The organism is Siphonobacter aquaeclarae (genome assembly GCF_900103285.1).
Taxonomy (GTDB): Bacteria; Bacteroidota; Bacteroidia; order Cytophagales; family Spirosomataceae; genus Siphonobacter; species Siphonobacter aquaeclarae.
The window spans coordinates 26,142-50,655 of the sequence record NZ_FNGS01000011.1 but is presented as its reverse complement, the minus strand read 5'-3'; the positions used below and the strand labels follow the sequence as shown (position 1 = coordinate 50,655).

Annotated in this window: 26 protein-coding genes; 13 read left to right on the top strand and 13 right to left on the bottom strand. The window is 54.9% G+C overall.

Going from position 1 to position 24,514, the window contains the following annotated elements; all coding sequences use genetic code 11:
* Positions 1–108 precede the first annotated feature (108 nt).
* The 4 genes from BLR09_RS23170 to BLR09_RS23155 all read left to right on the top strand — a co-directional run bounded on the left by BLR09_RS23170 (position 109) and on the right by BLR09_RS23155 (position 4,888).
* Positions 109–1,953: an outer membrane protein assembly factor BamB family protein gene (locus tag BLR09_RS23170; RefSeq protein ID WP_093208294.1), complete on the top strand. Its 1,845-nt coding sequence runs from the start codon at positions 109–111 to the stop codon at positions 1,951–1,953.
* A gap of 155 nt (positions 1,954–2,108) precedes the next feature.
* Positions 2,109–2,615 carry a hypothetical protein gene (locus BLR09_RS25610; protein ID WP_093208291.1) on the top strand — a complete coding sequence of 169 codons (507 nt, stop codon included), beginning with the start codon at positions 2,109–2,111 and terminating at the stop codon, positions 2,613–2,615.
* Between the two features lie 511 nt (positions 2,616–3,126).
* Positions 3,127–3,885, top strand: coding sequence for an endonuclease/exonuclease/phosphatase family protein (locus BLR09_RS23160; protein WP_093208288.1), 759 nt, complete (start codon positions 3,127–3,129; stop codon positions 3,883–3,885).
* Between the two features lie 85 nt (positions 3,886–3,970).
* Complete coding sequence (locus BLR09_RS23155) at positions 3,971–4,888, top strand: sterol desaturase family protein (RefSeq protein ID WP_176785647.1); 918 nt, start codon at positions 3,971–3,973, stop codon at positions 4,886–4,888.
* A 10-nt stretch (positions 4,889–4,898) separates the two neighbouring features.
* Here BLR09_RS23155 and BLR09_RS23150 read toward each other — a convergent pair whose 3' ends face one another.
* A complete protein-coding gene (locus BLR09_RS23150; protein WP_093208283.1) occupies positions 4,899–5,345 on the bottom strand; it encodes a GNAT family N-acetyltransferase in 447 nt (148 codons plus the stop codon).
* Between the two features lie 132 nt (positions 5,346–5,477).
* Here BLR09_RS23150 and BLR09_RS23145 point away from each other — a divergent pair, with 132 nt between their 5' ends.
* Both BLR09_RS23145 and BLR09_RS23140 read left to right on the top strand, forming a co-directional pair.
* Entirely contained in the window at positions 5,478–6,116 is a 639-nt protein-coding gene (locus BLR09_RS23145; RefSeq protein WP_093208280.1) for a response regulator transcription factor, read from the top strand.
* Positions 6,117–6,234: 118 nt separating this feature from the next.
* Positions 6,235–7,053, top strand: coding sequence for an enoyl-ACP reductase FabI (locus tag BLR09_RS23140; RefSeq protein WP_093208277.1), 819 nt, complete (start codon positions 6,235–6,237; stop codon positions 7,051–7,053).
* A 68-nt stretch (positions 7,054–7,121) separates the two neighbouring features.
* On the opposite strand, the gene BLR09_RS23135 is transcribed toward BLR09_RS23140, so the two are convergent.
* Genes BLR09_RS23135 through BLR09_RS23120 form a run of 4 tightly spaced genes read right to left on the bottom strand, consistent with a single transcriptional unit; the run spans position 7,122 to position 10,337 of the window.
* Positions 7,122–7,355 carry a hypothetical protein gene (locus BLR09_RS23135; protein WP_093208274.1) on the bottom strand — a complete coding sequence of 78 codons (234 nt, stop codon included), beginning with the start codon at positions 7,353–7,355 and terminating at the stop codon, positions 7,122–7,124.
* A gap of 18 nt (positions 7,356–7,373) precedes the next feature.
* A complete protein-coding gene (locus BLR09_RS23130; protein ID WP_093208272.1) occupies positions 7,374–8,648 on the bottom strand; it encodes a glycosyltransferase family 4 protein in 1,275 nt (424 codons plus the stop codon).
* Positions 8,649–8,656: 8 nt separating this feature from the next.
* On the bottom strand, positions 8,657–9,550 hold the full coding sequence (locus BLR09_RS23125; RefSeq protein ID WP_093208269.1) for a glycosyltransferase: 894 nt from the start codon (positions 9,548–9,550) through the stop codon (positions 8,657–8,659).
* Position 9,551: 1 nt separating this feature from the next.
* Positions 9,552–10,337 carry a TylF/MycF/NovP-related O-methyltransferase gene (locus BLR09_RS23120; protein ID WP_176785646.1) on the bottom strand — a complete coding sequence of 262 codons (786 nt, stop codon included), beginning with the start codon at positions 10,335–10,337 and terminating at the stop codon, positions 9,552–9,554.
* A 159-nt stretch (positions 10,338–10,496) separates the two neighbouring features.
* Between BLR09_RS23120 and BLR09_RS23115 the strand changes: the two genes are divergently transcribed.
* Both BLR09_RS23115 and BLR09_RS23110 read left to right on the top strand, forming a co-directional pair.
* Positions 10,497–11,438, top strand: coding sequence for a glycosyltransferase family 2 protein (locus tag BLR09_RS23115; RefSeq protein WP_093208264.1), 942 nt, complete (start codon positions 10,497–10,499; stop codon positions 11,436–11,438).
* Positions 11,431–12,363, top strand: coding sequence for a glycosyltransferase family 2 protein (locus tag BLR09_RS23110; RefSeq protein ID WP_093208262.1), 933 nt, complete (start codon positions 11,431–11,433; stop codon positions 12,361–12,363). Before BLR09_RS23115 ends, BLR09_RS23110 begins: the two co-directional genes overlap by 8 nt.
* Here the strand turns inward: BLR09_RS23110 and ytxJ are convergent.
* Positions 12,360–12,695 carry a bacillithiol system redox-active protein YtxJ gene (gene ytxJ / locus BLR09_RS23105; RefSeq protein WP_093208258.1) on the bottom strand — a complete coding sequence of 112 codons (336 nt, stop codon included), beginning with the start codon at positions 12,693–12,695 and terminating at the stop codon, positions 12,360–12,362. The two genes, BLR09_RS23110 and ytxJ, sit on opposite strands and share 4 nt — an antisense overlap.
* A 60-nt stretch (positions 12,696–12,755) precedes the next feature.
* Here ytxJ and BLR09_RS23100 point away from each other — a divergent pair, with 60 nt between their 5' ends.
* The 5 genes from BLR09_RS23100 to BLR09_RS23080 all read left to right on the top strand — a co-directional run bounded on the left by BLR09_RS23100 (position 12,756) and on the right by BLR09_RS23080 (position 17,282).
* Entirely contained in the window at positions 12,756–14,006 is a 1,251-nt protein-coding gene (locus BLR09_RS23100) for a 3-deoxy-D-manno-octulosonic acid transferase (protein WP_245690005.1), read from the top strand.
* On the top strand, positions 13,991–14,917 hold the full coding sequence (rsgA, locus tag BLR09_RS23095) for a ribosome small subunit-dependent GTPase A (RefSeq protein ID WP_093208252.1): 927 nt from the start codon (positions 13,991–13,993) through the stop codon (positions 14,915–14,917). Before BLR09_RS23100 ends, rsgA begins: the two co-directional genes overlap by 16 nt.
* 30 nt (positions 14,918–14,947) lie before the next feature.
* Positions 14,948–15,136, top strand: a complete 189-nt coding sequence (locus BLR09_RS23090; RefSeq protein ID WP_093208249.1) for a hypothetical protein — start codon at positions 14,948–14,950, stop codon at positions 15,134–15,136.
* A 136-nt stretch (positions 15,137–15,272) separates the two neighbouring features.
* Complete coding sequence (locus BLR09_RS23085; protein WP_143011199.1) at positions 15,273–16,163, top strand: cupin-like domain-containing protein; 891 nt, start codon at positions 15,273–15,275, stop codon at positions 16,161–16,163.
* Positions 16,164–16,274: 111 nt separating this feature from the next.
* Positions 16,275–17,282 (top strand): glycerophosphodiester phosphodiesterase, encoded by a 1,008-nt coding sequence (locus BLR09_RS23080; RefSeq protein ID WP_245690004.1) that lies wholly within the window; start codon positions 16,275–16,277, stop codon positions 17,280–17,282.
* 102 nt (positions 17,283–17,384) lie between these two features.
* On the opposite strand, the gene BLR09_RS23075 is transcribed toward BLR09_RS23080, so the two are convergent.
* The 7 genes from BLR09_RS23075 to BLR09_RS23045 form a co-directional block, all read right to left on the bottom strand.
* On the bottom strand, positions 17,385–18,314 hold the full coding sequence (locus BLR09_RS23075; RefSeq protein WP_093208244.1) for a DUF6607 family protein: 930 nt from the start codon (positions 18,312–18,314) through the stop codon (positions 17,385–17,387).
* 11 nt (positions 18,315–18,325) lie between these two features.
* On the bottom strand, positions 18,326–18,721 hold the full coding sequence (locus tag BLR09_RS23070; RefSeq protein WP_093208242.1) for a hypothetical protein: 396 nt from the start codon (positions 18,719–18,721) through the stop codon (positions 18,326–18,328).
* Position 18,722: 1 nt separating this feature from the next.
* A complete protein-coding gene (locus tag BLR09_RS23065; protein ID WP_093208239.1) occupies positions 18,723–19,046 on the bottom strand; it encodes a DUF6686 family protein in 324 nt (107 codons plus the stop codon).
* A 6-nt stretch (positions 19,047–19,052) separates the two neighbouring features.
* On the bottom strand, positions 19,053–19,253 hold the full coding sequence (locus BLR09_RS25375; RefSeq protein WP_143011198.1) for a hypothetical protein: 201 nt from the start codon (positions 19,251–19,253) through the stop codon (positions 19,053–19,055).
* A gap of 255 nt (positions 19,254–19,508) precedes the next feature.
* Positions 19,509–21,746, bottom strand: coding sequence for a phosphoribosylformylglycinamidine synthase subunit PurL (gene purL / locus BLR09_RS23055; protein ID WP_093208236.1), 2,238 nt, complete (start codon positions 21,744–21,746; stop codon positions 19,509–19,511).
* Positions 21,747–21,942: 196 nt separating this feature from the next.
* On the bottom strand, positions 21,943–22,710 hold the full coding sequence (locus tag BLR09_RS23050) for an SDR family NAD(P)-dependent oxidoreductase (RefSeq protein WP_093208235.1): 768 nt from the start codon (positions 22,708–22,710) through the stop codon (positions 21,943–21,945).
* 503 nt (positions 22,711–23,213) lie between these two features.
* Positions 23,214–24,386: a trans-sulfuration enzyme family protein gene (locus BLR09_RS23045; RefSeq protein WP_093208233.1), complete on the bottom strand. Its 1,173-nt coding sequence runs from the start codon at positions 24,384–24,386 to the stop codon at positions 23,214–23,216.
* Positions 24,387–24,514: the final 128 nt, after the last annotated feature.

Here is a 24,514-nt window from a genome sequence, read left to right as displayed (position 1 = left end):
TTTGCTGGGTTTTCGGTTTACTGTTTTCGGTTTTCGGTTTTGTCTCCGGAGTGGAGAACTGAAAACCGAAAACAGTAAACTGAAAACCCGCAAGGCTATCCGCTTGTCATGAAACACCTCTTCGGTTTTTTCTTCCTTTTCTGGACGACGACGGCCTTTGCCCAGCAGCCGTTCCGGTTTGCATTCGTAACCGACCTCCACGTGGGCGGCGCGACCGGCGCCGACGATCTCCGGAACACCGTCAAAGACATCAATGCCAACCCGGATCTGAAGTTTGTCGTACTCACGGGAGACATCACCGAGTTCGGCTCCGACGCGGAGCTGAAACTGGCCAAATCCATCATCGACAGCCTGCAAAAGCCCTGGTATGCCATCCCCGGTAACCACGACGCCAACTGGTCGGAGAGCGGCAGCAATACCTTCAAGCGCCTTTTCGGCAGTGAAGCGTTTTCGTTTCAATACGGTGGATATGCGTTCGTAGCGACGGCCTCCGGCCCGAACATGCGCATGGGGCCGGGGCAGGTGCCGCGCGAGCACCTCGTCTGGCTCGACAGTACCCTGGCCGCGCTGCCCGACCGGAATATGCCGCTGATTTACCTGAACCATTATCCGCAGGATTCATCGCTCAACAACTGGTTTGATGCCCTGGACCGCGTCAAAAAATACAATGTACAACTGATCCTATGCGGCCACGGACACTCGAATACGAAATACGATTTTGAACATGTGCCGGGCATCATGGGCCGGTCGAACCTCCGGGCCAAAGCCGCTCTCGGCGGATACAACATCGTGACGATAGCAAACGGCGAGGCTGTATTCGAGGAAAAAACACCTACTACCGACCACCTCCGGCGCTGGGCAACGATACCACTCGTCAACCATCATTTTGCACAGGATACGACGAAGTTTTTCCGGCCGTCTTATGCGGTGAACCAGCGTTTTGCCAATGTGAAGGAAGTCTGGACGTATCAGGATAACAGCGATATCGGTTCCGGAACGGACGTCTCGGGCGACCGCATTTTCTGTTCCAATACAAACGGTGTACTCTACGCACTGTCTGCTAAAGGAAAGAAAATATGGGCGTTTCAGACCGCCGGAAAGGTATATGCCACCCCGGCCGCGTCGAAAAAATACGTCGTCATCGCCTCCAGCGACCGGTTCATCTATTGTGTCAGCCGGAAAAACGGTAAGCTGGTCTGGAAGTTTGAAACCGGCCGCGCCGCGGTCGGTAGTCCGGTGATTGAGCAGGACCGGGTATATGTTGGCGGTTCGGACGGACATTTTCGTGCCTTCGATCTGGCTTCCGGAAAGCTTCTGTGGGATTTCGGAGAAGTAAAGGGTTTCGTCGTAACCCGCCCGCTGATTTACCGCGGAAATATCTGCTTCGGTGCCTGGGGCAATGAATTCTATGCCCTCAACCTGCAGACAGGTACGCTTTCCTGGAAATGGAGCAGCGGCGCGGCCAACCGGATGTACTCTCCGGCGGCCTGCTTCCCGGTGGGCGCAAACGGAAGAATTTTCCTGGTTGCCCCGGACCGGTACATGACGGCCCTCGACGCCACCTCCGGAAACGTCATCTGGCGAAAACAGGTACCCGACGTACGCGTCCGTGAATCGATGGGGCTGTCGGCGGATAGTTCGCTCGTGTACGTCAAGACGATGGAAGGAAAAGTTTACGGCATATCTGTCACCGCACCGGACATGGAACTGACCTGGAAAACAAAGCTGCAGTTGCCTTATGAAATTTGCCCGACGGCGATCGTGGAGCAGGACGGTCTGGTATTCGTGCCCTCCAATTCCGGTCTGGTATCGGCCATTGACCGGAAAACCGGCGAAACCCGCTGGCAGCACAAGGTCTCCAACGCCCTTGTAAGCGGCATTACCCCGATGGGTAAAGGACGGGTAGTGGTGACAACGATGGATGGGAAAGTAGTCTGCCTGTCAGACCGCTGATGCTTATTTGAACTTGAAAAAGTGACGGTATACGAAAAATGCGGGGGAATACCTCCGCATTTTTCGTATCCGGTTGTCGTGAATATTGGGGATTTCGGGAGAAGGAAAGTGAAGGCAATTTTGTCCCATCAATCAACCTTCAACTACCTTTTCATATGAAACGCCTCTGTGTTTATCTGCTCGTACTTCTCCCGTTGTTCCAAACCGCCTGCAGCAAAGACGGTGAAACAGGACCTGCGGGCCCTGCCGGTCCTGCGGGTCCGCAAGGCCCTGCCGGTCCTGCCGGAAACGCCAACGTCATCCAGATTACCTTCGGCTCCAAGACCCATTCGGGATCAGAAATCAACTACAGCCTGACAGGGGTTACGCAGGCGCAACTGAGCGGGTCGGCGTTCTTTACCTACGTCAACCCCGGAAACGGCTACTGGTACTCGCTTCCGGGTACCACCGCCGGCGGCTCGAAAGAGTACCGCACCTATGTACAGGCGACCGCCACCAGCACGCCGCTGCTGTACGTTACCCGGGTTGCAGGGAGTGGTTCGGAGACGTTTGCCTCTACCCGTGTGGTGATTATTCCGGCAAGTGTGCTGACCAACGGCCGCATCAACGTCGACTTCCGCAATTATGAGGAAGTGAGGAAGGCGTTTGGGCTGGGAGAGTAGGGGGGATTGGGTTTTCAGTTTTCAGTTTGGGGTTTTCAGTCTGGGGTTTAGGATTTGGGGAGATAGCCGGTGGTTGAGCCCCGTCGAAACCAGCGTGGCGGACATGTTCAGGAATGAAAAAGGGGCGGCTGCCGGAGGTTTCGACGTAGCTCAACCACCGGGGGAGAGCTACGTCTCTGCGACGCCCCGCCCCATGCCCTCTGCTCCCTGCCCTCTGCGCAATAGCCGGTGGTTGAGCCCCGTCGAAACCAGCGTGGCAGACATGTTCAGGAATGAAAAAGGGGCGGCTGCCGGAGGTTTCGACGTAGCTCAACCACCGGGGGGAGAGCTACGTCTCTGCGACGCCCCGCCCCATGCCCTCTGCCCATTACCATTCTGTTAAGACTTGAGCATTCCAGGTTGAGACAGAGCGTCCGGTCGGTACTTTTGCTGGCGAAGGAGTATTGTACGGCCCGATTGCTCTTCTCAACCCGGAATACTCCACGTAAAGGCTGAAACCTGATTACCCAGAATGAAAAAATTCCTCCTGCTGGCGGCTCTTTTCTTTTGCCGCGACCTCTCTGCCCAAAAGATCCTGTGTTACAACATTCACCACGCGAACCCGCCTTCGAAAGCCGGGGTGATAGATCTGGAAGCAATCGCGTCAGTGATCCGGAAATCGGGAGCGGATATCGTGTTTCTGCAGGAAGTAGATGTCAACACCCGGCGCTCCGGCTCGGTAGATGAAGCCGCGAAACTCGGCGAGCTGACATCCCTGCACCATACCTTTTTCAAAGCCATCAACCACGACGGCGGGGAGTATGGCGTCGCGATCCTTTCCCGGTACGAACTGAAAAACCCGCAGACTATTGCCCTCCCGCTCGATCCGGCTTCTCCCGGAGAACCCCGCGTACTCGGCCTGGCAGAAGTACAGCCTTCCGGCAAAAAGAGCATCCTGCTGGCCTGCACCCACCTGGATGCGCAACACGGACCGGTGAGCCGCAACCTTCAGGCCGCTGAAATCGTCAGCCGGTTGAAAGGGGAGAAGCGCCCGGTTATTCTCGCCGGCGACCTCAACGATACCCCGGACAGCGAAGCGCTCGGTCTCATCCTGAAGGCCGGATTTACGTCAACCTGCACGGACTGTCCGTTCACTATCCCGGAAATCACACCGAAAAAGACGATCGATTTCATCCTCACCCGCGGAGGGAAATGGAAGGTGAAAAAACATGAAGTAATCGCCGAAACGTATGCGTCAGACCACCGCCCGGTCTTCGCCGAACTCGACTAACTACTTTTTCTTTCGGGAACCTGCCTCCATCGAGGCAGGTTTTTTTGCATTTTTGCGGGGTAATACCGATTTGATGCCCCCTGCCATGGAACGTATTTTCACCCTCATCACAACACCGACCTATATTTTCTTTATTCTGCTCGAATTGTACATTTCTCACCGGGAGCGGCTGGGACTTTACAATTTCAAGGAGACAAAAAACAGCCTGCTTCTCGGATTGGGCGGGATGGTAGTCGACATCCTGATGAAAGGGGTGACGTTCTTCATCCTCGACGGCATTGCCATGCACTCGCCGTTCTGGGGTTTCTGGCAGGAACATCCGGTTGTTGCCTGGGTGGGTGTCTTTATCGCGCAGGATTTCTGTTTCTACTGGCTTCACCGGGCCGAGCATTACTGCCGTATCCTCTGGGCCGTTCATTCCAATCACCACTCGGCCGAGCTGTACAACTTCACGGTGGCGCTGCGGTCGTCCATGTTCCAGCCGCTGTACCGGTACCTGTTTTACATTCCGGCGGCGATGGTGGGGTTCGACGGCATCCACATCATGTTTATCTATGCCGTTAACCAGGCATACCAGTTTTTCCTGCATACGGAGACGGTCGGAAAGCTCGGCGTCTTCGAGAAATTCTTCGTTACACCTTCCCACCACCGGGTACACCATGCGTCGAACATTGCCTATCTCGACAAAAACATGGGGCAGGTCCTGATTATCTGGGACAAACTCTTCGGTACCTATGCCGAAGAAAAGGAGGAAGATCCCACCCGTTTTGGTCTGACGAAACCCCTGCCGAGCCAGCGGTTTGTCGACGTAGCCTTTGACGAATGGAAGAAAATCGGCCATGACCTGCGCCGGCCGGGATTATCCTGGAAAGACCGCTTCAACTACCTGTTCGCACCTCCGGGCTGGTCGCACGATGGCAGTACCCTCACGTCTTCGCAACTGAGAAAGGAGATGGAACAGGAATCCGTTTCGGCGGGCGTGCTGCACAGCCGGGCAGACTGATTACTCCTGCCTATTCCATAACAAAGCTGAAGCCGTGCCGGGTGAACCCGAGCGACTCGTAAAAAGCATGCGTACGGGTCCTGCGGAGGTTGCTCGATAACGCCATTTTATAGCAGTGTTTCTGCCGGCAGACGTTCAGCGCGAATGCCATCATTTCCCGCCCGATGCCTCTTCCCTGGAGCTCGGGCAGGACGGCTACATCTTCCACTACCCCTGATTTGGCACCGTTATGGCCCAGGTTATCCATGATGAGCAACGCGAACGTACCGACGATCTCCTCCCCTGATTCTGCCACGTAAAGCGTATAGTCGGGGTATTGCTGCATCTTCCGGAACGTAGCCAGCGCGGCTTCGTCGCTGAGGAGGACGGGGTCCTCTAATGCCGTTTGGTAGAGGTTCAGTACCCCGGGCAGGTCAGACTCTGTAGCCGGACGAATGAGTATTTCAACAGGAAGCATATCACATTTAAAGAAAAGGAAAGTAGCAAAATGTTATGACCAATATACCATTATCATAAGTTTGCATTGCATTTGGTTTTCCGAATGTGCATTTCCTTGTTATTCCGGTTTTTCGCCGCTACCTAACTCTCGATGAATAAGATCCAACGCCTGGCCATTGCGGATGACCACAAGCTATTTTTACAAACAACGGCCCGCATCCTTTCGACGTGGGAGCGGATTGAACTGGTAGCCACCGCGACGCACGTGGAGCAGGTCAAACAGGTCATCGCCCAGCACCGTGTGGATATCCTGATGACGGACCTCAAAATGCCTTCCATGGCAGGCGGATTGTCGCTCATCCGCTGGGTCCGGGAGCACCATCCTTCGGTAAAAATCATGGTCGTGTCGATGGATGCCAACCCGCAGTCAATCCGGGCGGCGTTTGAACACGGCGTCAACGGCTATGTCTGCAAGGACGACGACATCGTGGAGTTGGAGCGTGTTTTCTGGCTGGTGGTAGCGGGCGGCCGGCACCTGAGTCATAAGGCAGTAGAAGCAATGACGGAAGAATCCTTCCCCATACATGATCTCACCAGCCGGGAGCGGAACGTGTACGATCTCCTCGTTCAGAAATATACCGGCCCCCAGATTGCAGAGCAACTGGAAATCAGCCCGAAAACCGTGAAAACGCACCGGCAGAACATTCTCAAAAAACTCGGTTTCAAAGATACTATTGATTTGATCCTCAATCACTTCCGGAAGGATAATTCGGCAAAAGGCGAGGGCTGAAATACCAGGCCGCAGGAAAGAGAAATTGCCGGTTCTCCTAAAAAACTTCTTACTTTGCTGCCAAATCTCAGATCAGCTGCTCCGGCGGCGGTCTGTCACTTCAAATTTGAACTGAATCATGGCTTACGGATTACTTAAGGGAAAAAGAGGAATTATTTCCGGCGCACTCGATGCCAACTCAATCGCCTGGAAGGCGGCGCTGAAGGCGCACGAAGAAGGCGCCCGTTTTGTCCTGACCAACGCCCCGATCGCCATGCGCATGGGTGCTATCAAGGAACTGGCGGAAACCTGCGAAGCGGAAATCATCCCGGCCGATGCGACGGAAGTCGGCGACCTGGAAAAACTCTTTACCCAGTCCCAGGAAGTGCTCGGCGGGAAGATAGATTTCGTGCTGCACTCCATCGGTATGAGTACCAACATCCGGAAAGGACGCGAGTATGGCGACCTGAACTACGAATGGTTCCTCAAGTCGATCGACGTATCCGCTCTGTCTCTCCATAAAATGCTGCAAACGGCTGAAAAGCTCGACGCGATTGCCGAATACGGCTCGGTCGTAGCACTCAGCTACATCGCTGCCCAGCGGTCGTTCCCGGATTATACCGATATGGCCCAGGCCAAAGCCATGCTTGAAAGCATCGCCAGAAGCTATGGCTACCGCTATGGCAAGGCGAAAAAGGTACGGGTGAATACGATCTCCCAGTCGCCGACTAAAACCACTGCCGGTACCGGTATCAGCGGATTCGACGCGTTTTATGAGTATGCCGACAAGATGTCTCCGCTGGGGAATGCCTCGGCAGATGCCTGCGCGGAATACATCGTGACACTGTTCTCTGATTTTACCCGTTCGGTAACGATGCAGAACCTTTTCCACGACGGCGGTTTCTCCGGCGTAGGTATTTCCCAGGAAATTGCCGATCTGATGATCCCGAAGGAATAGTTTCCCGATACACGCAAAACGAGGCTGTCTCTTTGAAGGAGCAGCCTCGTTTTGTGTTTTATGTGTATTCAGTTCCGGATGTTGACGGCCGCTCCGGACCGATTCGACGGCGTTGGTCCGTATACAGCAGATCGTATTTCCGAAAATGAGGCCACGTAAAGTTTTTCGCCTTCCCCGAATGCTACGGGGCTATCTGTCAGCACGCCCTGATCGGTTACGTTGAATAATCCGCCCGCAGCCTGCTTGTCGAGCGCCCGGAAATGCTCCGAAGCATAGTCCGCAAAGACGTAGCGGCCTTTCAAGGCGGGTTCTGCCGGTACCTATGTCTTGAGGGTTTCTTCGTACAGGGCCGCGTACCTTCCCGCGATGACTTTCTCGGAGTAGGACGCCAGTACCTTGGCCCGTGCATTTTCGCTCAGGCGGTCGTAGCCGGGGGAGTAGAGTACTTCGGCAATTTTGCGGGACAGGCTTTCGGCAGAGCGGTAAGTCGCCAGTCCGCCGTTAATCCCATCGTCGATCAGCTCCGGAATACCACCTATCTCAAAACCCACCGCAGGCGTACCGCAGGCCATCGCTTCCATGATGGTATAGGGGAGGTTTTCTTCCAGAGACGGAATCACGAATACCGACGCGGCTGCGTAGGCCTGCGCGATCCGCTGGGGATCCGAGAGACGGCCGAGCGCATGCGCCCGGTAGGGTAGCCCTTCGAAATCCTTCGCATCTGACTGTCCGAAGAGCAGCAACCCGGTGTTTTCCCGGCTTTCCGGGATCTGCTGCGCCAGCCGTTCCAGGGCTTCCCGGAAATAAGAGAAGCCTTTCATCGGCGCATCAAGCCGCATGGCGGCGAAGAGAATCAGGTGTTTGTCCTCCGGTAATCCCAATGCCCGTCGTGCGGCGACTTTAGAAACAGGCGTAAAAACTTCTGTATCAAGAGGATTCGGGATCGAAACAACCTTCCGCGCGCCAAACAGACCGCTCCGTTGGGCCCTGCCAGCCAGCCAGTCGCTGCACGCGACAGCCGTCAGCCGCGACGGAGCAAGCGCCTTTTCCTTTCGTTTCCAGATGGAATGTGACAGATCGGAAGAAGAGGGATTCCGGAGGAACTTGCAGTTTCCGCAGCTTCCGGTATAGTTTTCGCATTCGCCGCTGTGGTGACAGCCGCCGGTAAACGGCCACATGTCGTGCATGGTCCATACCAGCGGTTTTCCCAATAGGGCGAGGCCCGCCAGCGAGCGGGTCGACAAAAATCCGTGATTAATCCAGTGAAGGTGAAGTATGTCGGCATCGGTAATAGCCGGATGGTGCTTGAGGTTCGCGCCGAAAAGCGCCGGATCAAACGCCCAGTGCTGTTCCTTCGCTTTCTCAAACGCCTTGAGATACAGACGCTCCGCTGCAAACCGGCCGAACGCGAAGCGTTTTTCGATTCCGGAGGTGGAATAGGGCAATACGGCGGGGTTCGCCGTATTCTTTTCCCGCGTCAGAATCAGGCTGTCCCAGTCCGAATACCGGCTCAGCGCCTGTTGCAGGCGAACAGCGCCGATGGAGGCGCCGCCCATGTTGTCGGACGTACTGAGTAAGGTAACAGATCGGGACATGCTCGTAGTCAGGGACGGACGCCGAAGCGCACGAAATTGATGATTTTCCGGATCCAGCTCAGGCGGAAATGCTCGCGCAGCCGCTGATGGATGCCTTCGTCGGGCGTAACCGCCCGCGTGAGAAACGTAGGCCGTTCAATTCGGGAGACGTCCCACCGGTGAGTACCCCGCCCGAAATTGGTGCCCGAGCCGTCCATACCGGTGCTTTCCAGCTTGGAGGCAATGGGATGGAGGTTATAGGCCTGGTTTTTGTAGTGGGCATAGCTCCACCGGATTGCCCAGGAATTGAGCACACCGGCCTGTTGCTTTTTGAGCATGGGAAACAGGTCTTCGCCGCCCCGGTTAAACTCCCGTATCGCTGCCGGGTTTTTACTGAATTCCCGGAAATCAGATACTTTCCAATCGGCTTTGGCCCAGCGGTCCGGCCAGGTACCCCATCCGTAGGAGCATCCGCGGGCGAGCAACAAAACGTCGTGCGGGTAATCGGTCGGAATATCAATGGGATACAGATAGCCGGATACTGAAAATACGCGTACATCCTGCCGGTAAAACTCCAGCGCCTCGTTCATGAAGCGAAGGTAGTCGCGGGTGCAGAGGAGGTCGTCTTCCATGACCACTATGCGGTCGTGGTGCTTCAGTACCTGTGTCACGCCCCGTATTACCGACGCGCCCAGGCCGCGGTTGGTATCACAGAAATCATATCGTACCTGATCAAAACCGCGGATACTCCTGACATAGTCCCGCACCGCTGCGACAAGGGGCTCGTCGGCCTCGGTTTTCGGCCCGTCCGAGTACACATACAGCGTACTGAAAGCGGCTTCGGGGCACCCCAGCAGGCTTTCGACCGTCTTGCGGAGGTGATCCGGACGGTTGTAGCAGAAGAGGGCGATAGGTGCATACATACTAGAACTGCTTGATCAGGATTCCCTGCCCGGTCGGCGAGGTGAAAATGGTATGGCCAACCGATTTGGCAAAGGCGTCATGCCCTGCTTTCTGCGCTTCGCAGGTCGGGAAACCATAGTCGTCGAAGATGATGATACCACCCGGTACCAGCTTGGGCCAGAAATACTCAATGGCGGCCACTTCGGGTACGACGGCGTTCATGTCGATCGACAAGAAGCAGATCTGATCAGTATCCGCTTCCGGCAGGGTATCCGGAATGGCGCCCCTGACGATGCGTACATTGAAGTCCCGGAAGGTTTCCTTCACCTGATCGTACAGGTTCTGCGCCTCGGCATAGCCCATGGTATGGTTCCGCTTGATTTCGAAGTCGGAGCTGTACCGCGGGTCCAGGCCCTGAAACGTATCCATGAGGTAATACTTCTTGCCGGTTTTTCCGAAGTCGATGTAGTCCATGATGGCGCGGTCGCAAAAGCCGGAAAATACCCCGCAGGCCACAAAATCGCCCGGGAGGTGCCGGACCTGGTCGGCTGCCCAGCAAAGCAGGTATATCCGCCATTCCATACCCGTTTTCGGGAGAAGCGGGCCGCCGAGTTTTTCGGCCCAGCGATAGGCTGACGCGAACCGGGGATCTTTCTTGAAATCAGTATTGACCTCGGTATAAAGCTTGTCAGTTGCGTAATTGAATTTATCTTTTTGCAGAAGATAGAAATTCCAGGGCTTCCGGATGAACTTAATATAGGGTATCCAGGAGGGAGGAAATACCTTCGACAGAAACGAGAGTGCCATAGCAGAAAGCGGGGCCGGAGCCCCGGAAAAGCAGTTGAGAAACAGAAATGCCTTCGCGTTACGCGGCATTCCCCCGCAAAATAACACCCATTTTTTCAATTCCCGGGGTAGGGAGATGGGGGTAGAGGGGATAACTTCGCAAACAAAAAGGCGATTTTTATGCCGAAACTTTCCGTCTGCATTCCCGCGTATGGCCAGCCAGAATTACTGGAGCGGGCACTTTTGTCGCTGGAAATGCAGCATTTCCCGGATTTCGATGTCCTTGTGACGGACGATTCGCCGGATGATGCCGTCGAACAGCTGATTGTCCGCTGGAAAACGCGCCTGCCGTTGCGGTACTTCCGGAACCACCCGGCGCTGGGTACGCCCGAAAACTGGAACTCCGGTATCCGCCGGGCAGAAGGGGAGTATATTCTGGTGCTGCATCACGACGACTGGCTCCTGCGGCCAGACAGCCTGGCGCTGCTTGCCGGCGCGCTCGACCGCGACCCCGAGGCCGGCTTCGCCTTCGCCAATACGGATATCCGGCGATTGGGTACCGACGAACGGATACGCCTCAACAAGCCCTCGGCGGTGCAGTTGGCACAGCTGGTAACCGAACCGGAAGTACTCATCACCGCGGATTTTGTCGGAGTGCCGAGTACGGTGCTGTTCCGGAAATCGCTCGGAGAAGTATATGATAAGGCACTCAAATGGCTCGTCGACGTCGAATTTTACGTACGTGTACTGCGCAAGTGCGGGAAAGCCGCGTATGTACCGGAAGCGCTCGTCGGCGTATCCATCCATGATAAGCAGGTGACGGCTTTTGTCACGAAAGACAAAAAAACCCTGCTGTTCGAGTATTTTACCGTCGCCGAACGCCTGGGTCTGGACCTCTCCCGGGAGCCGTACGCAGGCGCTTTCGGATACTGGTTCTGGCGGTTGAATGTCAGATCGGTCGACGAAATCCGCCAGGCCGGATTCTCCGGGACGATTCACCCGGCGACGCAACGCCTGATCGCCGGTCGCTGGAAATACGGTGTCCGCCACCGGTATATCAAGCTCGTTATGTTTGTTAAATACCGCCTCCTGGGCCTCAAACGAAAGGATTTACATGAGTGAACTGCCGATGTCTGTCGTGATCTGCACGTACAACCGCGCCGACCTGATCGGGAAGGCGCTGGAAGACCTGACGCACCAGACACTGGAAAAAAGTCAGTTCGAGGTCATTGTGGTGGACAATAAGTCGACCGACAATACAGCGGAGGTCGTCCGTGTCTTCGAACAGAAATATCCCTATATCCGCTACGTCTATGAGGCTAACGCAGGGCGCAGCAACGCCCGCAACCGGGGCTGGCAGGAAGCGGTGGGGTACTACGTGGCTTATCTCGATGACGACGTACGCGTTTGCCCCGACTGGGCAGTAAGCATGCTGGGCGCCTTGCGCCATGCGTCGCGACCGCTGGCTGTCGGCGGGCTTGTCGAGCCCTGGTATGAAAGCAAGCCTCCGGCCTGGTTTATTCGTGATTTTGAGCTGAGAAGCTGGCGAAAGGAAGCGGGGTACATTTCCGCGAAACAGGCGCCGTTCGGATTTGCGGGAGGAAATATGGGCATTGCCCGGTCGCTCCTGCAGCAGTATGGCGGGTTTTCACCCGAGCTGGGCGGCGATTCTACCGGCATGCCGCGCATGGGAGAGGAGACGGACCTCTTTTTCCGGATTTATAAAGATAATAAAGACAAGGCCGACCGTATCTTCTGGTTCGAACCCGACGCCGCCATTCAGCACTGGACGCCTGCCCGTAACTGGCAGATACCCTACCGCCTCGAACGCAGCCGCGCCAGCGGCGCCGCACGTGCCTGGATGATGCAGATAAAGCCCTATTCGCTCGACTACTGGCGGGTGATGGCCTTCGGCGCCAAAGCTACCTTTCGCTTCTTCCGCGATCTGGTGACGGGTAAAAACCCGGCCAAAACCGAATGGATCAGGTACCGGCAAACGCTGGCGTACCTGAAGGGAATTCACCAGGAAAGTGTAGCCGGACGCTAGCCGGCGAGCGCTTCCGTGATTTCATCAAACCGGATTGCAAAATGAGATTCGTTGTAAACACACACACCGTCACGGATGACCAGTACCTGCGGCGACTCGTGTTCGATCCCGAATACCTCCGCAACGGCATTTGAAACAGACCGGTACCGGAGGAGATCGAGGTAGTAGGCCTCAATACCGGCGTCGGCCGACCACTGCCGCTCCAGACGGGCCTTGGCCGTCGAACTGATCGAGCAGGTGACGCTGTGTTTGTAGAGGAGTACCGGATGATCAAACGACTCCTGTTTGATGGTTTCCAGCTGGGAAAGGTCTGTAAGCGGATGCCAGGTCATGTGGTTGCGTAATTTTACCGCCGCAAATGTCTACTTTTGCGCCTTCAAAAAAGGCTGACGTTGCAACGTTTTTTCTATAACCTGTCTATCCGGCTAATGATTCCCGGCTTTTACCTGGCCTCGCTTTTCCATGCGAAGGCGCGGAAGTGGGTAGAAGGCCGGAAGTCGCTGCCTTCGCTGCCACCCGCAGCCGGGAAAACAGCCTGGTTTCACTGTGCGTCGGTCGGGGAGTTTGAGCAGGCACGGCCGGTACTGGAGGCTTTCCGGGAAAAATATCCCGGCTGGCGGATCGTGCTCACCTTCTTTTCTCCTTCGGGATACGAACTCCGGAAGCAGTATGACCAGGCCGATTACGTTCTGTACATGCCTGCCGATACTCCGGCAAAAGCGCGGCAGTTTCTCGATGCCATCCGTCCGGATCTTGTGTTTTGGGTGAAGTATGAATTCTGGTACCACCACCTGGCAGAGCTGCGCCGGCGGGGTATTCCGGCGATCCTCTTTTCGGCGATCTTCCGGCCCGATCAGATTTTTTTCAAAAGCAACGGCGGTTTTTACCGGGAAATTCTGGAATGCTTCACGCATTTATTCGTTCAGAACCGGCAGTCGCAGGAGCTGTTGAAAACGATTGGTTTTGAGAATGTTACGACATTGGGGGATACCCGGTTCGACCGCGTTCTTGAAATAGCGGAGCAGGCCCGTACCATTGAAATCGCCGAACGGTTTGCTGCGGGCCGCCGGGTATTGATTGGCGGTTCGCTCTGGCCGGAAGACTGGGAAGTACTCCGGGAGGCAGACCTGCCGGGGCAGGGTATTCGCCTGATTCTCGCTCCCCACGAAATCAACCCCGCGCAGATCCGGAAGTGGATGACCGAGACGCCTTACCGGGCCGTCCGCTACTCCGAAACCACGCCTGAGACCGTCGCGGATGCCGATATACTCTGGATTGACAACGTCGGCATGCTGGCGAGTCTGTATCGGTACGGACAATATGCGTTTATCGGCGGCGGGTATAAAGATGGCCTCCATAATATCCTGGAAGCGGCCGTCTGGGGGATGCCGGTTTTCTTCGGAAACAAAAAATACCGCAAATTCCAGGAAGCACTCGACCTCCTGGAGGCGGGTTCAGCGCATGCCGTGGCCGATGCGCGTGCTTTTCGGCAGATATTTGACGAACTTTCGGCTCCGGGCGACCGGCTGGCCCGCGAAGCGCAGATCAGCCGCGACTATGTCCGGGAGCAACGTGGAGCGACAGCCGCTATCCTCGCCTGGACAGAAACCCATTTGATGAATAAGCATTGGCAAAAGGATTAATCATACGATCGACCGGCTCCTGGTACGATGTACGGGACGAGGAGGGCCACATCTGGCAGGCGCGTCTGAAAGGCAAATTCAAAATCAAAGGCCTGCAGACGTCGAACCCGCTGGCAGTGGGCGACCGCGTGTCGATGGAAATTGAAAGCGAAACCGAAAACACGGCCGTTATCGACCGGATCGAAGACCGGGAAAACTACATCGCCCGGGCATCGGTTCACAAAACCGCACAGGCGCATTTGCTGGCAGCCAACCTGGATCAGGCGTTGCTGATTGTGACGCTGGATTTCCCGCGGACATCGCTCGGTTTCATCGACCGGTTTCTCGTATCGGCCGAATCCTTCCGGATTCCGGTGACGATTGCCTTTCACAAACAGGATATTTTCGACGAAGAAGGCCGCGACCAGCATCAGCCGATCATGGATCTGTATGCCGGTCTGGGGTACGGTACCATCCGGACTTCCGCGTTTACCGGCGAAGGAATCGACGAACTCCGGGCTTTTCTCCGGGGGAAAATTACCCTGATCTCCGGCCATTCCGGTGTCGGAAAATCGACACTCGTGAATACCGTTGCGCCCGGCCTGGAATTGCGAACGGGCGAAGTATCCACGTTTGCCAACAAGGGCGTGCATACCACTACCTTCGCGGAAATGTTTGAAATCGAGCCGGATACCTTCCTGATCGATACCCCCGGCATCAAAGAGCTGGGACTGATCGACATGGAACCCGCCGAAATAAGCCACTATTTTCCCGAAATGCGGGAACTACTGAATGAGTGCCGTTTTCATAACTGCCTGCATATCAACGAGCCGGCGTGCGCCGTGCGCGATGCCGTGGAGGAAGGCCGCATCGCTGCCAGCCGCTACCACAGCTACCTCGGCATGCTGGAAGGAAACGATAACCGACGATAACCCCCTATGCAACCTGTAACTCCTAACCCCATGAAGCGTGCGTTCGGCGCGTTTTTTACCATCCTCGGAACAGTCATTATCCTGTTCGCCTGCGTCGCCTTCCTCAACGACGGCAAACCTACCCTTGGCTGGAAGATTTCCCAGTGGGAATCGCTGGTTCCGTTTCTCGTTGGTACCGTCTTCCTGATCACCGGCGTCAGCATGATCAGCAAGGGCTGACAGGTTCCGTCGGGCGCGTAATAAAAAGATTTACACGAACGGCCTGATCTTTTCCGGTTGGTTATTGGAATTATGCAATAGGAATGCCTTACTTTTGCGTTTATTGTTCGATAAATTCAATTTCCAGTTTGCCAATATGAAGCTACATCCCGTCGACGTAGTCGAAAATATTTCCGGCGAGGAGTTTCGCGAAAAATACCTGAAACCTCACCGCCCGGTTATCCTCCGGGGAATCACGGAAAAGTGGCCTGCTTTCGAGAAATGGCGGCTTGACTATTTCAAGAAACTGGCTGGTAATATTGAGGTCCCCCTGTACGATAACTCGAAGCCGACGCCCACGTCGAAGCTCAACCAACCGGACAAGGTGATGAAATTCGGAGAGTACCTGGACCTGATCGCTTCAGGGCCGGTAGACCTCCGGATGTTCCTCTTCAACATCTTCGATCACATCCCCGATCTCTGTAACGATTTTACCTTCCCCGAGCACCTCATGAAGGGCTTCCTCAAGAAGTACCCCATGATGTTTTTCGGCGGCGCCGGCTCCATTGTCTACCTGCATTATGACATGGACCTGTCGAACGTGTTCCTGACCCAGTTTCACGGAAGAAAACGCGTCATCCTGTTTGATCAGAAGTACTCCAAGCACCTCTACCGTATGCCCTACGGTATCCTGAGCTACGTAGACCCGGAAAACCCGGACTACGAAAAGCATCCGGCGATGAAGTACCTCGAAGGATATGACTGCGTGATGGAACATGGAGATATGCTCTATATTCCGTCCGGCGTATGGCACTACATGAATTACCTCGAGGGCGGATATGCCCTGGCCGTCCGTGCCTGGGATCCTTCGCTGTCGACCCGCGCAGAAGGTATCTTCAACATTACAGCGATGCGCACCTTCGACGACGTCATGAAGAAAAACTTCGGCCCCCGCTGGTGGAATTACAAAAGCCGCAAGGCAGAAGAATATGCCAACCAGATAGTGGTCTCCAATGGGGGCAAGGGACGGGTTCTCGAACCTGCCTGACGCGGAGAAAATGATATTTTCAGCCGGATCACGTATTTTGTCGTGATCCGGTTTTTTTGTGTCCGGGAAGGGCTACCTTTGGCGCCGAACTCAAAAAAGCTTCCCGGTTTTATGAAAAAAGGTTGGATCCTCAGTTGTGTGATGAGCTCTCTGATTTCCTCCGCGATCGCCCAGCAGCCTGCGCTGGACGACTACTCTTTCACCACGGCCGACCCGGTCGTCGGTACCCTTGTCGGATTGAAGAAGGCAAAGCTTTCCGGTCCGCAGGCTAAACTATTCGGAATCAACGGCAAACAGCAGGTTTACTTCAAAGGAAAGACGGCTGATCAGGACTGGTACGACCTCACGGTAGAAGGAACCGGCCCCGCCGGAAAGGTCAGCGCTACCTTTCGGGTTGTGCAGGATCGCTTCAACCGCAACGGTGTCATCGCGCACCGCGGGGCCTGGAAAAACACCGGCGCCAGTCAGAACTCCATCGCGTCGCTGCGTGAAGCGGCGAAGCTGGGATGTTTCGGAAGTGAATTCGACGTTCACATGACGGCGGATTCCGGCCTCATCGTCAGCCACGACCATATGCATGACGGCGTCAACCTCGAAACGGCTTCCCGCTCTGAACTGGCGGCGCTTCGCCTGAAAAACGGAGAAACCCTGCCTTCGCTGGAAGAATACCTCACCGAGGGGATGAAACAGCAGAAGACGCGCCTCGTCCTCGAAATCAAAAGCTCCAAAATCTCAAAGGAACGTTCCCTGAAGCTGACCGAAAAGGTAATAGCGAAAGTACGGGAGCTGAAAGCCCAGGGCTGGGTGGATTACATCGCCTTTGACTTCGACGTATGCAAAAAAGTGAAAGAACTCGATCCGTTTGCGAAAGTCGCGTACCTCAACGGCGACAAGACCCCGGAACAGCTTGCGGCCGCAGGTATCGACGGATTTGACTATCACTTTTCAGTACTGAAGAAAAACGAAGGCTGGATTCCGGAAGCCCACGAACGGAAACTGACGGTCAATATCTGGACGGTCAATGACCCCGAACTGATGAAAGGCTTCCTGGCACAGAAAGCCGATTACATCACGACGGATGAGCCGGAGAAACTCTTCGCTCTGAAATCGGAGAAATAATGTCTGTGAAGTCTGTGTAGTCTGTGAGAAAAGTATCTCACAGACTACACAGACTTCACAGACAAAGAGCAGAAGGAAAAGCTGTCTGAATGGCAGCTTTTCTTATTTCATCCCGATCAACTCTTTGTTTTTCAGGAATTTTTCGATGGTTGAACGAATCTCTGCTTTGTTTTCAGCGGTAGGTTTCGGCGCTTTGGCGTAGGCGTCGGCGAGGTCGTTGAGCGACTGGCTCAGGCTTTTTCCGCCGGCGTTTTTCTCCAGTTGAATGCCTTTTTTCCGGGCGATGATATCTCCCCATACGTTGCGGACATCGACCCAGAAGGTCCTGTTTTTCGTCCACCAGTCTTTCGCTGCCTTGCAGGCATTGACGTTAACGCGACGGTAGTCGTTGATACCTTTTTCGTAAGCGATGATTTTTTCGCCATCGAGCGTACGCAGAATCTTACCATTGTCCTGATCATGGAGGTAGCCATAGCTGGTAATGACGATGCGGTTGGTCCGGCGCATGACGTTGTAGTCGTTCCGGGTGGTATACTCCCGGCGGGGCAGGGGAGCATCAGTAGTATTTTCCCAGACGTGACGACCGTCGGCATGAAACCAGGTAGCCGACCCTTCATACCGAGGGCTGTCGTCTACTTCGAATACCTGCTGAGACCATTGGCCTTTGGCTTCTTTCGGAGAAATAGCCTTGTACTTCCAGTTATGACCGTCTTCGTAGGCGAGGAGGTCGGTGTTCTGGTACTTCCAGTCTTCTCGCCAGTGCTTGATGACGGTGCTGTCGTTGATGACCAGCAGGTGCATCAGTACCAGCTTGTCGGGTGTTTCTTCGTCGACGAAGACGTATTCCAGCCCGCCGAGCTCCTTCCGGTCTTTGAACTTGTACTCTTTGCTGGGAGAGAACGTTTCAGCATACTTGAACGTAACTGCCTGGCAACCGCACTGGCCTTTGATAGCCTGAATATCAGCTGATTTCTGGGCGAAAGTCGTGAGCGCAAGGCCGCTCAGGGCGAGGGTAAAAAGGGTTTGTTTCATCGGGTGATCGGTTAATGCTCTTGTTTTCTCCACTTCCAGGATTCGAGGGTAAGCAGGATACTCATCAGGGCGACGAATGTCAGCAGCAGTAATTGAGAAGGATCTCCTTCTTTGATTTCTTCGAAAACATGCGCGAGGTGTGACAGGGTGAAGGGGATCGTCAGGCCGAAATTGATCGTTCGCCACAGGCCGGACGACGCATACAGCAGCGCCACGGCCCAGATCAGCGGGAAAATCTCAAAGACGAAGCGGATGACAACCAGCGCTGCCGGCTTTTGCCCGTTGGCCCCCGGCCGGACAATATCAATGCCATAAAACAGGTCTCCGATGTGAAAGTCGAAGTGCAGGATCATGGCGACGGTCGTCAGGACCCAGAAAAACAGAATGCGGATGCGGGTAACGGACATATCAGGAGTACAGGATTTTTTGTGCGTCGACCAGCAGACGTAGCTCGTCCATCATCTCGATGAGGTCGTCGAGCTCGTTTTCGGCCAGGAGAATATTGAGATTCATGATCGGCGAGCGCATCATGATTTCCTTGCCGTGGGTGGTGGGGAAATAGGTCATGTTGGTCCGCTCTTTGAGCATCTCGAGAAAGTACTGGTAGTCGTCTGCATTGAAAACCAGCAGCAGGTTCTGGTACGCAACGTTGTAGCTCTGGCAGCTGTCACAATAGCCGATGTACCCGTTTTCGCGTTGGGACAGTGTCCGGAAGCAATGGTGCTGGTGCATAGGCGGTCAGTTCGTTTTCAGACGTTTGCATTGGCGGCCCGAACGGCGCATGGCGTCTTCGATGCGCTCCGGAGCGATCCATTCGGTGAATACTTCGAGCGATTGGGTGACAAAATCGACGCTGAACCGGGTGATACCCAGCCGGAAAAGGTCGTCACGTACCTGTTGCAATCCCAGGGGAGACGGCAAATCGATTCGGAAGCGCAAACATGTATGGTTCATCAGTCTATGTTTGTTTATTTAGACTAATTATAATTAATACAAATGTGCAAACCGAACGGATACCGTGCAAGCGATCCGGAAAAAAAGTGAAGAAAGAGCAGAAACAAAAAAAGCCAATGCAGAGGAGCATTGGCTTTTTTGAAGAGTTTACAGTTTTCGGTTTACTGTTTTCAGTTATCGGTTCGGGTACATTACAGGACATTCAACTGAAAACAGTAAACCGAAAACAGTAAACCGCTTTTACACATTAAGCGCACGCTGGAGCGAATTTCCATGCAGGTCTTTCGCTTCAGCGGTAGCAAGAATTTCTGCGCCGTCAACCGTCAGACCGCCGGCGGTTACCTTGCCGAGGAGACTGAAAGACGCGTTGCTGTCGAGGAGCAGGTGCTCGAGCGCCGCCTGTTGTGCCGGTTTCACGGAAACAATTACCCGGCTCTGACTTTCTCCGAAGAGGAAGGCGTCCTTCCGGAATTCACGGTCGCTTTCAATCGCGAAGCCGAGGTTATTCCAGATCGCAGCTTCTGCGAGGGCCGTGAAAAGCCCGCCGTCGGATACGTCGTGAACTGAGGCGACAGCCTTCGCTGAGATCAACTCTTTGGTGACGTTCTGAATGTGGTATTCTTCATCGATATCGAACGCAGGCGCCGGAGACGCTTTCACGCCACGGTAGCTGTAGAGGTATTCCGAAGAAGCGATGTCGTTTTTCGAAGAACCTACCAGGTAAATCAGGTCGCCAGCTTCCTGGAAGGCTAGCGTCGTCAACAGATCCGGCGTCGCCATTTCACCGAGCATACCGATGGTCGGGGTCGGGAAAACCGGACCACCGTCGGACGACTGGTTATAGAAACTCACGTTACCGCCCGTAACCGGTGTACCGAATTTCTCGCAGGCACGGCTCATGCCTTTGATGGCGCCGACAAACTGCCAGTATACTTCCGGAACATACGGATTGCCGAAGTTCAGGTTATTGGTGATCGCGAGGGGCTCGCCGCCGGTACAAACGATATTCCGGGCTGCTTCCGATACCGCGATGGCAGTACCTACTTCAGGGTCGGCGTTGACATAGCGGGCGTTGCAGTCTACCGTAATCACGATCGCCTTTTCCGTACCGCGGATCTGAACTACTGCGGCGTCGGCGGGCGTATTGAAGGTCCGGGTGCTGGTACCGATCGTGTGATCGTACTGCTCTGCTACCCATTTCTTCGACGCAATATTGGGGTGTGACAGCAGGTGACGGGCCACGCTGCGGATTTCTTCCGCATTGGCGACGTCGGCTACGGTCTGAATATCAAATTTCTTGAATTCCTGATAATAAGCAGGCTCGGTATACTCCCGGTGGTACTGGGGAGCGCCGCCGCCGAGGACGAGGTCTTCCGCCGGTACATCGGCTACGAGCTCACCGTCACGGTAGAAACGCAGGCGCTTCGTATCCGTTACTTCCCCGATCTGCACGCAGTTCAGGTCCCACTTCTCGAAAATATCCTGGATGATGTGTTCCTTGCCCTTTTCAACAACGACCAGCATGCGCTCCTGGGATTCGGAAAGAAGCAGCTCCCAGCCCTTCATGTTCTGCTGACGCGACGGTACGAGGTCGAGGTTGATCTCCATTCCGTGTTCGCCCTTGGCAGACATTTCAGACGTCGAGCAGATAATACCCGCGGCACCCATGTCCTGAATACCCACTACATGGCCGGTTTCGATGACTTCCAGCGTCGCTTCCAGGAGAAGTTTCTCCATGAACGGGTCACCTACCTGCACGGCAGGCAGCTTTTCCGTTGATTTTTCGGAAATATCTTCGGAGGCGAAGCTCGCGCCGCCGATACCGTCTTTGCCGGTCGACGAACCAACGATGAATACCGGGTTACCCACGCCATAGCTCGTTGCTTTGGCCACTTTGCCTACCTCCACGATACCTGCCGAGAAAGCATTGACGAGGGGGTTGACATTGTAGCAATCGTCGAAGAATACTTCTCCGCCGACTGTCGGAATCCCGAAAGCATTGCCATAGTCACCGATACCCTTGACGACGCCTTTGAGCAGGCGTTTGGTTTTCGGGAGATCGATATTGCCGAAACGGAGGGAGTTCAGCTGAGCAATGGGGCGGGCGCCCATCGTGAAGATATCGCGGTTGATACCGCCGACACCCGTCGCCGCGCCCTGGTAAGGTTCCAGCGCTGACGGGTGGTTGTGTGATTCAATCTTGAAGGCACAGGCGATACCTTCTCCGAGGTCGACCAGCCCGGCATTTTCTTCTCCGGCCTTGGCCAGCATCTTCGGCGAATCCTTCGGCAGTTTTTTCAGCCAGACGATGGAGTTCTTGTAGGAGCAGTGTTCCGACCACATCACGGAAAAGATACTCAGTTCGGTGAAGTTGGGCGGCCGGTTCAGGATTTCGCAGATGCGATCGTATTCTTCGGGAAGCAAGCCGAGTTTCTTCGCGGTCTCGACGGTAGGCAAGGCCTCAGTAACTTGTGCCATTGGTAGAATTTCGGATTTCGAAAAACAAATCTACAGAGCGATCAGAGACTAATCGTCCGGTTTTTCTATCTGGTCACAAAGGTATGGCTTTGCGAGGGGAAAGAGAAATATAATGAAGGAAGAAGAGGACGAAGGGGTATTCCGGCACAAAAAAAGCCCCGGGACGGCCGGGGCTTTGTCGTGGAGGCGATCCGGCTCACGCCTGCATTCCTCCGTCAATCACATAGGTACTTCCGGTAATAAACCGGCTTTCATCTCCGGCCAGAAACAACACCAGCTCGGCAATTTCGGTGGGCTGGGCGTACCGTTTCAGCGGAATGGCCTCTGCAAACTGATGCTGCGCCTGCTCGGCATGCCCGGGTGCAAATCCGCCTTCGAGGCTCCGCATCATGCGGTTGTCGACCGGCGACGGGTGTACCGTATTCACCCGGATTTTACGGGGAGCGGCTTCGAGCGCAACCGTCCGCATCAGCCCGATGGTCGCGTGCTTGCTCGTGACGTAGGCTGATACGCCGGGCGTACCGCCAAGTCCGGCAACAGACGAGGTAATGATGATACTCCCCCCGTCTTTCATTTCCGGCAGGACATATTTACAGCCCAGCCATACTCCCTTGACGTTGACGGCAATGACTTTGTCGAATACTTCTTCCGGATACTCTTCAATCGGTTTGACGACGCCTTCGATGCCGGCGTTGTTGAAAAAGATATCAATCTTCCCGAAACGCTTCACCGTTTCCTTTACGTAATTCTCTACGTCGGCCGCCTGGGTGACGTCCGCAACGGTATAGGCTAAATCCTGACCGGTACCGATACCCAGTCGGTGAACGGCATCCTGCAGGGCTTCCTCGCTGAGGTCAACGAGCATGACTTTTGCTCCGTTCTGACGGAACAGCTCGGCGGTGGTCAGCCCGATACTGCCGGCGCCTCCGGTGATCAGGGCGACTTTGTTTTCCAGACGTTTCATACTTATTCGGTTTGTGACAAAAGACGACGACTGACACGAAACAAAAAATGACTTTTCCTGAAAGAGAAAAGTGACATTTACCGAAACGGAGGGGAAAAAGCTGTTCCCGGGCGTTAACGTTTTTTAACGGGGAGAAAGAGGAAAGTATTAAACCGGCAGGGCTAATTTACTTCAAAATACCGGTAACGATTCAACGTCATGAAAAAGATACTGATCATCGCTTTCCTCGTTGTTGCTGGATTTTTAACCGGCTGTACAGCAAGGGTTTATCCCTCCGGATATGGGTATGGAGGGTACGGGGGATATACAGGGTACGGATACGGACCCTACTACGCACGGCCCCGGGTGTATGTTGCGCCCCCGGTTGTCCGTCCGATGCCGAGATACTACCATCCGGGTCGCGGATGGCATGGCGGCGGCCGTCGGGGCGGCAGATGGTAATGGTTATAAAGGAAGAAGGGCGGGGCCATTTGGCCCCGCCCTTCTTCCTTTACTGGAATTTCTTACGCATTGATTTTGGCGAGCGCCTGCGTAAAATCCGCGATGAGGTCGTCAATCGCTTCCAGTCCGACAGCTACGCGGACCAGCCCGTCGGTGATGCCGACTTCCGCCCGCTCTTCCTTCGTAAGCTTCGAGTGCGTCGTACTCGCCGGGTGGGTGAGGATCGTCCGGGTATCGCCGAGGTTGGGAGAAATCGACGCGATCTCCAGGTGTTGGGTCAGCGCATTGACCGCGGCAAAACCGCCTTTCACTTCAATGGTCAGGATCGCGCCGCCGTATTTCATCTGTTGTTTGGCGAGCTCGTACTGCGGATGTGTTTCAAGGAACGGGTAGTGTACTGCCGCCAGCGCCGGATTCCCCTGAAGGGCTTTGGCCAGCGTCAGGGCATTTTCACTGTGTGCCCGCATCCGGACGAAGAGCGTTTCGAGGCTTTTCGAGAGTACCCAGGCGTTAAACGGAGACATCGCCGGACCGGTATGCCGGGCAAAAAACCGGATGGGCTCAATGAGGTCCTTGCGGCCAACGAGAATGCCTCCCAATACACGGCCCTGTCCGTCCATGTACTTCGTTGCCGAGTGCAGCACGAGATCCGCGCCGAGCTCAATCGGATTCTGGATAACCGGCGTAGCAAAACAGTTGTCGACCACCAGCGCTACGCCGTGCTTTTTCGCCAGCGCTGACAGCGCGCGGAGATCCGTCAGTTCGAGGCCCGGATTCGAGGGACTTTCACAGAAATAGAATTTTGTCTTGTCCGTCGTAGCGGCATCCCATTGGGCGAGGTCATGACCGTCTACAAACGTCGTCGTTACGCCCCATTTCGGCATGATCTTGTTCAGGATCTGAATTGCTGAACCAAAAAGGGCTTTGGATGCGACGACATGATCTCCGGCGACAAGACTACCGGCAAACGTCGCGAAAATCGCTGCCATGCCGGAAGCGAACGCGATACCTTCCTCCCCGCCTTCGAGCAGGCATACCTTGCCGATGAACTCGTCGACGTTGGGGTTGGAATAACGGGAGTACACGTTGCCTTCGATTTCGTCGGCAAACATCGCCCGACCCATTTCAGCGTCTTCAAACGTAAAACTGGAAGTCAGGTACAGGGGAACCGAATGTTCCCGGTTATGAGAGCGCGCAGCCTGTGCGCGGATGGCCAGTGTTTCTTTTTGTGCCATACAGCTATGTCATCAAGGTGAATACGATGGCACAAAGGTCGGCAGAAAGAATAAATGGTCGGGTGATTTCTGTAATTTTGGAAAAACACACTATATAAGATGTAACTGGTAGTGTGTTTATATGGAAC